The sequence below is a fragment of the Arenivirga flava genome (genome assembly GCF_030161575.1).
In the GTDB taxonomy this organism is placed as follows: Bacteria; Actinomycetota; Actinomycetes; order Actinomycetales; family Microbacteriaceae; genus Arenivirga; species Arenivirga flava.
Genome location: NZ_BSUL01000001.1, coordinates 2,081,293 through 2,090,859, shown reverse-complemented (window position 1 = coordinate 2,090,859; position 9,567 = coordinate 2,081,293). Strand labels below are relative to the sequence as shown.

The 9,567-nt window shown below is 72.9% G+C and carries 8 protein-coding genes; 6 read left to right on the top strand and 2 right to left on the bottom strand.

From position 1 onward, the window contains the following. The first annotated feature begins 8 nt into the window (after positions 1–8). The 6 genes from QQK26_RS10085 to QQK26_RS10060 all read left to right on the top strand — a co-directional run bounded on the left by QQK26_RS10085 (position 9) and on the right by QQK26_RS10060 (position 5,745). Positions 9–455 carry a hypothetical protein gene (locus QQK26_RS10085; RefSeq protein WP_284232313.1) on the top strand — a complete coding sequence of 149 codons (447 nt, stop codon included), beginning with the start codon at positions 9–11 and terminating at the stop codon, positions 453–455. A gap of 100 nt (positions 456–555) precedes the next feature. Then, on the top strand, positions 556–1,842 hold the full coding sequence (locus tag QQK26_RS10080) for an adenylosuccinate synthase (protein ID WP_284232311.1): 1,287 nt from the start codon (positions 556–558) through the stop codon (positions 1,840–1,842). A gap of 168 nt (positions 1,843–2,010) precedes the next feature. Further along, positions 2,011–2,655, top strand: a complete 645-nt coding sequence (locus QQK26_RS10075; protein ID WP_284232309.1) for a GNAT family N-acetyltransferase — start codon at positions 2,011–2,013, stop codon at positions 2,653–2,655. Between the two features lie 159 nt (positions 2,656–2,814). Next, positions 2,815–4,365 (top strand): sigma-70 family RNA polymerase sigma factor, encoded by a 1,551-nt coding sequence (locus QQK26_RS10070; protein ID WP_284232308.1) that lies wholly within the window; start codon positions 2,815–2,817, stop codon positions 4,363–4,365. Between the two features lie 85 nt (positions 4,366–4,450). Further along, the gene (locus QQK26_RS10065) at positions 4,451–4,750 is read left to right on the top strand and encodes a chorismate mutase (protein WP_284232306.1); all 300 of its coding nucleotides are present in this window, start codon (positions 4,451–4,453) and stop codon (positions 4,748–4,750) included. Between the two features lie 74 nt (positions 4,751–4,824). Next, positions 4,825–5,745, top strand: coding sequence for a DMT family transporter (locus QQK26_RS10060; RefSeq protein WP_284232303.1), 921 nt, complete (start codon positions 4,825–4,827; stop codon positions 5,743–5,745). A gap of 99 nt (positions 5,746–5,844) precedes the next feature. Here the strand turns inward: QQK26_RS10060 and purL are convergent, their stop codons facing one another. Together purL and QQK26_RS10050 are read right to left on the bottom strand one after the other, a co-directional pair. Beyond that, complete coding sequence (purL, locus tag QQK26_RS10055; RefSeq protein ID WP_284232302.1) at positions 5,845–8,148, bottom strand: phosphoribosylformylglycinamidine synthase subunit PurL; 2,304 nt, start codon at positions 8,146–8,148, stop codon at positions 5,845–5,847. Between the two features lie 219 nt (positions 8,149–8,367). Then, positions 8,368–9,150 carry an endonuclease domain-containing protein gene (locus QQK26_RS10050; RefSeq protein WP_284232300.1) on the bottom strand — a complete coding sequence of 261 codons (783 nt, stop codon included), beginning with the start codon at positions 9,148–9,150 and terminating at the stop codon, positions 8,368–8,370. Between the last annotated feature and the right edge of the window lie 417 nt (positions 9,151–9,567).

Genomic DNA, 9,567 nt, shown 5'->3' with positions numbered 1-9,567 from the left:
TCATCAGCATGAAGCGACACCACCTCGTCACCGGCCTCGCGGCCGCCGGAGTGCTCGCCCTGGCCCTCACGGGCTGCACCGGCCCGGACCCCGAGCCCACCCCGAGCCCCAGCGCCTCGGGCGAGGCCGAGGCCCCCGAGACGTACACGGACATCGTCGACACCCCGGGCGACGAGGACGGCATGACGGGTGCGCGGTCCGACCTCGACATGCCGACCTGCGTGCTCGAGGACGGCGCCTGGAGCGTCGGCGGCACCGTGACCAACCCGACCGAGGAGACGGTGAGCTACCGCATCTTCATGAGCCTGCTCGACGAGGACGGCGCGACGGTCGCCCTGCAGCAGATCAACGTCGACGGCGTCGAGGGCGGCGCCGAGGCCGAGTGGTCCGGCACGATCCCGGTGGAGCAGGAGAACCTGCAGTGCATCCCGCGCGTGGAGCGTCGCGCGGCCTGACCGCATCCGCTCGGAGGCCGGCATCCCACCCGGGAGGCCGGCCTCCCGCAGGTCTCGATAGGATGGGGTGCAATCCCGTCCGCTACGAAGGGGAGAACCCATGCCCGCAGTCGTCCTGATCGGCGCCCAGTGGGGCGATGAAGGCAAGGGCAAGGCGACCGACCTGCTCGGCAGCCGGCTCGACTACGTCGTCAAGTTCAACGGCGGCAACAACGCCGGCCACACGGTCGTGATCGGCGACGAGAAGTACGCGCTGCACCTGCTGCCCTCCGGCATCCTCACCGAGGGCGTGACCCCGGTGATCTCGAACGGCGTCGTCGTCGACATCGAGGTGCTGTTCCACGAGCTCGAGGCGCTGAGCGCCCGCGGCGTCGACGTGTCGAAGCTGCGCGTCAGCGCCAACGCCCACGTCATCACGCACTACCACCGCACCATCGACAAGGTCACCGAGCGCTTCCTCGGCAAGCGACAGATCGGCACGACCGGACGCGGCATCGGGCCGGCGTACGCCGACAAGATCAACCGGGTGGGCATCCGCATCCAGGACCTCTTCGACGAATCGATCCTGCGCCAGAAGGTGGAGGGTGCCCTCGACGTCAAGAACCACCTGCTGCTGAAGGTCTACAACCGCCGCGCGATCGCGGTCGACGAGGTCGTGAACGATCTGCTGCAGTACGCCGAGCGCCTTCGCCCCATGGTCACCGACACCGCACTCGAGCTGCACCGCGCACTCGAGGACGGCAAGACGGTGCTCTTCGAGGGCGGCCAGGCGACCATGCTCGACGTCGACCACGGCACCTACCCCTTCGTCACCTCGTCGAACGCGACCTCCGGCGGCGCCGTCACCGGGTCGGGCATCGCCCCCAACCGCATCGACCGCGTCATCGGCGTCGTCAAGGCGTACACGACCCGCGTCGGCGCCGGCCCGTTCCCCACGGAGCTGTTCGACGAGTTCGGCGAGTTCCTCAGCTCGAACGGCCACGAGTTCGGCACCACCACGGGCCGCCCGCGCCGCTGCGGCTGGTACGACGCCCCGATCGCCCGCTACACGGCGCGCATCAACGGCGTCACCGACTTCGTGCTCACCAAGCTCGACGTGCTCACCGGCCTGAAGTCCATCCCGGTCTGCGTCGCCTACGACGTCGACGGCGAGCGCGTCGAGGAGGTGCCGGTGTCGCAGTCGGACTTCCACCACGCGACGCCCATCTACGAGGAGTTCCCGGGCTGGGACGAGGACATCACCGGCGTGCGCCGCTTCGAGGACCTGCCGCAGAACGCGCAGGACTACGTGCTGGCCCTCGAGCGGATGAGCGGATCGCGCATCTCCGCGATCGGCGTCGGCGCCGCCCGCGACGCGATCGTGGAGCGCCACGACCTGCTGAGCTGAGCCCGCTCCTCGGAGGCGCCGCCCCTCCGGGTGCGGCGCCTTCGTCGCTCCCGCTCCTCCGGCCTCAGGGTTGGGCGCTTCGACGACAACGGGGCATGCGCGCGCACGCCCCGTTGTCGCTGAGGCGCCCCGAAGCAGAGTGCCGGCGCCGCACGGCAGGATGAGGGGATGAGCGTCAGCCTGCCCGCATCCGTCAGCCTGGTGGGTCGCTCCGTGCGGCTCGAACCCCTCGTCGAGGCGGATCTGCCGGAGCTCTGGCGCGCGCTCGGCAGGCCGGAGGTGTTCGCGGGCGGCTACGGAGGGGGCGCGGCCGGGTTGCCAGCGGATGAGCGGGCGTTCGCCGCCTTCGCCCTCGGCTACTTCCCCGGGTTCACGCAGCAGGGCAGCGCGCTGACCTTCGCGATCCGCCTGATCGGAGGTCCGGCGGACGGACGCCTCGTGGGGGCGAGCTCGCTGGCCGACGTCGAGCCGAAGCGCGAGGCCGTGCACCTCGGCTGGACCGGCTACGACCCGGCCGTCTGGGGCAGCGCGGTCAACCCCGAGGCGAAGCTGCTGCTGCTCGGCCTCGCCTTCGACCGCGGTTTCGGGCGGGTGCGCATCCAGGCGGATGCGCGCAACGACCGTTCCCGTGCCGCGATCCTCAAGCTCGGTGCGACATTCGAGGGCATCGTGCGGCGCGACGCCCGCCGTGCCGATGGCAGCTGGCGCGACGCGGCCGTGCACTCGATCATCGACGAGGACTGGCCGGATGTGCGGGCCGGTCTCGAGCGCAGGCTCGCTGCCGTCGACGGCCCGGTCGTCCCGCGCGACTGACGGCCCGCACGAGCGGGCATCGGTCCCGCGGTCCGGCCCGGGGCAGGGTGAGGGCCCTGTCGCCCGCATCGGCGCCGGGGATGGACAGTGCCCTTCTTCGGGGGCTTCCCCAACGGATGGCGGGGATGGTTGGCTCGCCGGGGAACGAGGCATCAGTTCATGCGCGCAGCAGTCGAGTCGAGCGATGCGGAGCTGATCATCCTGGCCCGCACCGGCGACACCAGCGCTCTCGGCGCGATCTTCAGCCGGCATGGAACCGCCGTCACCGCCGTCGCGAGGGCGTACTCCCGCGATCCGATCGCCGCCGACGACCTCGCCGCGGAGGCCTTCGCCCGCACCTACCGGGTGCTGCGCTCCGGCGGCGGGCCGGACGTCGCCCTGCGCGCGTACCTGTACACCGCGGTGCGCCGCCTCGCCGCGGAGCGCGCGCGATCCAAGGCCAGGACGCGCTCCGCGGGCCTGCTCGACGAGCTCGACCGCCCCGCGCCGCACAGCGACGAGGCCCTCGACGCCTTCGAGCGCGAGGTCGTCGGCAAGGCGTACCTCGCGCTGCCGGAGCGCTGGCGGGCCGTGCTCTGGCACGTCGAGGTCGAGCGGATGAGCCCGGCCGCGGTCGGGCCCATCCTCGGTCTGAACGCGGCCGGCGTCTCCGCGCTGGCGTACCGCGCTCGTGAGGGCCTGCGCCAGCAGTACCTGCAGCAGCACGTCGCCCGGCAGGCGGGGGATCCCGCATGCCGGGAGATCTCCGAACTGCTCGGCGCGCATGCCCGCGGGCGCGGGGCGCGTCGCGACCGCAGGCGGGTCGAGGCCCACGTGAGCGGATGCGCGCCCTGCTCGCGCGTGCTCGCCGAGCTGCGCGACGTCGGCCACGGCCTGCGCGCCGTCGTGGCGCCGCTCGTGCTCGGCGGCGCCGCCACGGGCGCGCTGCCGTCGCTCGTCGGCGGCGATGCGGCCGCCGCGACGGTCGCATCCGGCGGGGGAGGGCGCGTCGGGACAGCGGATGCGGTGGGTGGCCCCAGCAGCGCCACGGCCGGGTCGCCGGGCGGCGCATCGGGCGGTCCGGACACGGTCGCGGTGGGCGACGTCCCCGGCATCGCGAATGGCGCCGCGCCCGCGCTCCACGGCCTCGGCGTGCCGGCGTTCGTGCTCGCGTTGGCGCTCGGGCTCGGCGGGATCGGTGTCGGCACGTGGGCCGCGGTGCAGCGGATCGAGGGCCCGTCCGCCACCGGCGAGGCGACCTCGAGCGCCGGCACCGCAGCGGACGGGACGACCACGGCCGGCGAGGGGAGTGCGGAGACTCCGCAGGACGGGGGACCCGGTGCGTCGGGGCCGCCGCGGCTCACCGCGGCCGTGCGCACGACGGCAGCGCTGCGGCCCGGGGTCGCCGGCCAGCTGCTGATCGAGTTCGGGAACGCCGGCGGCGCGGCGGGCGAGGTGACCGCGCGGACGACGCTGCCGCGCGGCGTCCGGCTCGACGCCGGCCGCCCGCTCGGCGCCGAGGACTGGACGTGCGCCGAGGACGGCGACGCCGTGGAGTGCGCCGCCCAGCGCATCGACGCATCGAGCGCCGGCGCGCTGTCGGTGCCCGTGACGGTGGCGTCGGATGCGCCGGCATCTCTCCCAGTCCGCGTGGTCGTGCACGAGGCGGGCGTCCTCGCGGCCGTCGACGAGGCGGATGCGGCGGACCCGGCTTCCGCTGCGCGCCGCTGATCCGCCCGCATCCGCTGCCCGCCCGCCGCGAGGCCCGATCGCTAGGATCGGAGCCACCCCACGACAGCGACCGGAAGGCCCGCCCATGAGCGACAGCCAGGAGCAGCTCCTCGCCCTGCGCCGCAGCATCGACAACATCGACGCCGCCCTCGTGCACATGCTCGCCGAGCGCTTCAAGATCACCCAGCAGGTGGGCGAGCTCAAGGCCACCACCGGCCTGCCCGCCTCCGACCCCGACCGCGAGCGCGTCCAGATCGAGCGGCTCCGCGCGCTCGCCGTCGAGTCGCACCTCGATCCCGCCTTCGCGGAGAAGTTCCTGGGCTTCATCGTCGCCGAGGTCATCCACCACCACGAGCGCATCGCGAGCGGATCCGCCGCCGACTGACAACGACCGGCGCTTCCCGGCCATCGCATCCGCTCGACCGCCGCAGCGTCCCCGGCCAGCGATACGCTCGCCCGGTGCAGCATCGTCTCGTCGGCCTCCAGTTCGCGGTGCTGGGGCTCGTCTGGGGCTCCAGCTTCCTGTTCATGAAGGTCGCCCTCGAGGGCCTCGCCCCCGGTCAGGTCGCGTGGGGCCGCCTCGTGCTGGGCGCCCTCACCCTCGGCGTCATCGTGCTCATCCGCCGCGACCGTCTGCCCCGCTTCGGCAGGGTCTGGGCGCACATGGCCGTGCTCGCGGTGAGCTACTGCGTGGTGCCGTACCTGCTCTTCGCCTGGGCGCAGCAGCACGTCGCGTCCGGCCTCGGCGCGGTCTACAACGCCACGACCCCGATCATGACGGTGGTCATGGCCGGCCTCGCGTTCCGGGTCGAGCAGCTCACGCGCGCGCAGCTGGCCGGGGTGCTCACCGGCATCCTCGGCGTCATGGTCATCATCGCCCCGTGGCAGGGGCTGGACTTCTCGCAGGCCCTGCTCGCGCAGCTCGCCCTGCTCGGCGCCACCGCCAGCTACGGCTTCAGCTTCGGCTACATGCGCCGCTTCCTCGCCGACACCGGGGTGAGCGCGCTCGCGTTCTCGTTCATGAACATCGGCCTGGGCGCCGTGCTCGCCCTGCTGCTCACCCCGGTGATCGCCGTCGCGCCGATCGAGCTGAGCTGGCCGGTGGTGCTCAGCATGCTCGCGCTCGGCTGCATCGGCACGGGCGTCGCGTACATCTGGAACCAGAACACCGTGCGCGCCTGGGGCCCGACCCGGGCGTCGATGGTCACCTACATCACGCCCGTCGTCGGTGTGCTGCTCGGCATCCTCGTGCTCGGTGAGAGCCTGCACTGGAACGAGCCGGTCGGCGCGCTCGTCGTGTTCCTCGGCATCCTCCTCGCGCAGGGGCGGCTCACGCTGCGCCGGCGGCCGCAGGAGGCGGTGCCGCCGGCCGCGAGCTGACGCGGCGCCGCATCCGACGACCGGATGCGCGGAGGGCCGGGCGGAGTCCCCTCCGCCCGGCCCTCGTGCATCCGCTCGCGGTGCTGTCGAACGCTGGCGTCACTGCCCCACGACCGCGCCGAAGTGCTGGCTCAGCGGGGCGCGATGCGCGGTCCGCAGCTCATCGATCGACGCGGTGTAGAGGTCCTGCACCTCGAGCTCGCCGCTGTCGTCGGTGACGCCGATGCGCAGCACGGGCACGCCGCGACCCTCGGCGAGGCCGAGGAACTTGACGTCGTCCTCGCGTGCGACGCTCACCAGCACGCGGCCGGTCGACTCGCTGAACAGCGCGGTCGCGGCATCGACGCCGTCGCGCTCCTGCACCTCGCCGAGCCAGATGCGGGCACCGACGCCGAAGCGCAGCACGGCCTCGGACACGGCCTGCGCGAGACCGCCGTCGGCGAGGTCGTGGGCGCTCGTGGCGAGGCCCTCGTGCGCGGCCGCCGCGAGCAGACCCGCGAGCGCCTTCTCACCGGCGAGGTCGACCTTCGGCGGCAGACCGCCGAGGTGACCGTGGATCACACCGGCCCACGCCGAGCCGTCGAGCTCGAGCGCGGTGGTGCCGAGCAGGTAGAGGTTCTCTCCCGCGTCCTGCCAGCCCGAGGGCAGTCGGCGCGCCACGTCGTCGATGGTGCCGAGCACAGCGACCACGGGGGTCGGGTGGATCGGCACGTCGGCGGTCTGGTTGTAGAAGCTCACGTTGCCGCCGGTGACGGGCACGCCCAGCTCGAGGCAGGCGTCCGACAGGCCCTCGACGGCCTGCGAGAACTGCCACATGACCTCGGGGTTCTCGGGGCTGCCGAAGTTCAGGCAGTCGCTGACCGCCGCCGGCACGGCGCCGGTGCTCGCCACGTTGCGGTAGGCCTCGGCCAGGGCCAGCTGCGCGCCCGCGTAGGGGTCGAGCTGGCAGTAGCGGCCGTTGGCGTCGGTCGCGATGGCGACGCCCAGACCCGTCGAGTCGTCGACGCGGATCATGCCCGCGTCGTCCGGGAAGCTCAGGGCCGTGTTGCCCAGCACGTAGTGGTCGTACTGGTTCGTGATCCAGCTCTTGTCGCCCAGGTTGGCGCTGCCGATGAGGCGCAGTGCCTGCTCCTTGAGCTCGGCGCCGTCGGTCGCACGCGGCAGAGCGGATGCGGAGTCCGCCTGCAGCGCGTCGAGCCACGCCGGGTAGACCACGGGCCGGTCGTAGACGGGGCCGTCGACGGCGACGGTGCGCGGGTCGACGTCGACGATGCGCTCGCCGTGGTGGTCGATGATGAGGCGGCCGGTGTCGGTGACCTCGCCGAGCACGCTCGTCTCGACCTCCCACTTGCCGACGACCTCAAGGAAGGCCTCGAGCTTCTCGGGGCGGACGACCGCCATCATCCGCTCCTGGCTCTCCGACATGAGGATCTCCTCGGCGGTGAGCGTGGGGTCGCGCAGCAGCACCTTCTCGAGCTGGATGTACATGCCGCCGTCGCCGTTCGAGGCGAGCTCGCTCGTGGCGCAGCTGATGCCGGCCGCGCCGAGGTCCTGGATGCCCTCGACGAGGTCCTGCTGGAACAGCTCGAGGCAGCACTCGATGAGCACCTTCTCGGCGAAGGGGTCGCCCACCTGCACGGCCGGGCGCTTGGTGGGGCCGCCCTCCTCGAAGGTGTCGGAGGCGAGGATGGATGCGCCGCCGATGCCGTCGCCGCCGGTGCGCGCCCCGAAGAGCACGACCTTGTTGCCCACGCCGCGGGCGTTGGCCAGGTGCAGGTCCTCGTGCCGCAGCACGCCCACCGCGAGCGCGTTGACGAGCGGGTTGGCCTGGTACACGGGGTCGAAGTAGGTCTCGCCGCCGAGGTTCGGCAGGCCGAGGCAGTTGCCGTAGAAGCTGATGCCGCTCACGACGCCGGGCACCACGCGCGCGGTGTCGGGGTGGTCGATGGCGCCGAAGCGCAGCGCGTCCATGACGGCGACGGGGCGTGCGCCCATCGAGATGATGTCCCGCACGATGCCGCCGACGCCGGTCGCGGCGCCCTGGAACGGCTCCACGTAGGAGGGGTGGTTGTGGCTCTCGATCTTGAAGGTCACGGCCCAGCCCTCGCCGACGTCGATGACGCCCGCGTTCTCGCCCATGCCGACCATGAGGTTCTTCGACATCTCCGGCGAGACCTTCTGGCCGAACTGGCGCAGGTACTTCTTGCTCGACTTGTACGAGCAGTGCTCGCTCCACATCACCGAGTACATGGCGAGCTCGCCGCTCGTGGGACGCCGGCCCAGGATCTCCCGGATCTTCGCGTACTCGTCGTCCTTCAACCCGAGCGCGTCGTACGGCTGGTGCTTGTCGGGCGTCGCGATGGCGTTCTCGACGGTATCGGCGGTGTGGATGTGGGTGCTCACGCAGGCTCCTGAGGGCGGGGCGGCCGGACGGGTCGAGTCTATCCGCGCGGAGCCGGGGCGGATGCGCGGGTCCGGCGCCCCGGGTCCCGCCGCTCGGGAGGCTGCGCAGCCCGCCCGCCCGCGCAAGGCACTCCGCGCGAGCGAGGGACTCCGCGCGAGCGAGGCATTCCGAGCGAGCGAGGGGACGGACAATGTCCTCCGAAGGCGCCGCACGAGCATCTACTGCCCCCTTGACGCCTCGAGCGCCCTTCGGACACGGGCCACCACTGAGGCGGGATGGTTGAACAGCGCATCCGCTCGCACGTGGATGACGTTCCATCCGGCGTCCGCCAGGGCATCGAGCCGCTGCCGGTCGCGCTCGTACTGGCGCCGGTCGGTGCGGTGCTGGTCGCCGTCGTATTCGACCGCGACCTTCGCGTCGCGGAACACGAGGTCGCAGTACGCGATCCAGTTCCCGTCCGCGTCGTACACATCCGCGTTCAGCTCGGGGATGGGCAGCCCGGACCGCTCCAGCAGCAGGCGGATGAGGGTCTCCGGCCGCGACGCGGCGTGGCTGCGCACCGCTGCTGCCGCAGCGCGGGCCATGATCGCGCCGCGCCCGCGGTACTCGGCCGCCGCGGCGACGAGCGCCTCCCGATCCACGTACGGACGCGGATCGGCGCGGTTCGGGTAGCGCGGACGGTGGACGAGATGGTCGCCGCAGGCAACCAGCTCGTCGAAGGGCAGCACCACCGCGAGCTGCAGCCAGGTCGTGATCGGATCGGAAACCGGCAGCCCCCGGCGACGCACCGGCGCGGCGTGCGGCGGCGCTTTGTGCCCCACCACGCCGGCGACCCGAGGGGCCCTGCGATGCGCGCTGAGGTGCGCGCGGAGATCGACGTGCGGAGGCAGCGGGCACCCCCAGATGCGCGCCGCGCTGAGATGGCTGAACCAGCGCCGCTCGCTGCTGAGCGGCGCCGCACGATCCTCCGCCGACGCATCCAGGGCGGTGGGGATGCGCACCCCACGATGCGGCGCGAGGAGATCGCGGCCGCGGAGCCGACCGGGGCTCAATCCGAGGCCGGTTGCACGCGCCGTGGAGAACGCGCCGTCGCGAAGCGGAGGAGGGAGCGGGATGCGGGGCATGCCGTCAGCCTGCTCGGCCGCGGCCCTCCCGGCCGATGGCAGCTTCGACCTGTGTGCTCGGTACGGCTGTGGAGGAGCCGTCCTCGCCATGTGGAGCGCCCGCATCCCGCGGCACGGGGCGGCCCCGCGGCTCGGAGCGCGCGCGGGTCGGCCCCTGGCGAGGGGTCGGTAAGTGCCCTTCCGAGGGTCGGCAGGCGCGACTACTGCCCCCTCGGCGGGTCGGCGAGCGCGACGAGCGCAACCTCGTCCGCGCAGCGCCAGACCGCCCTCGCCCTGAACACCCGCACCCTGAAC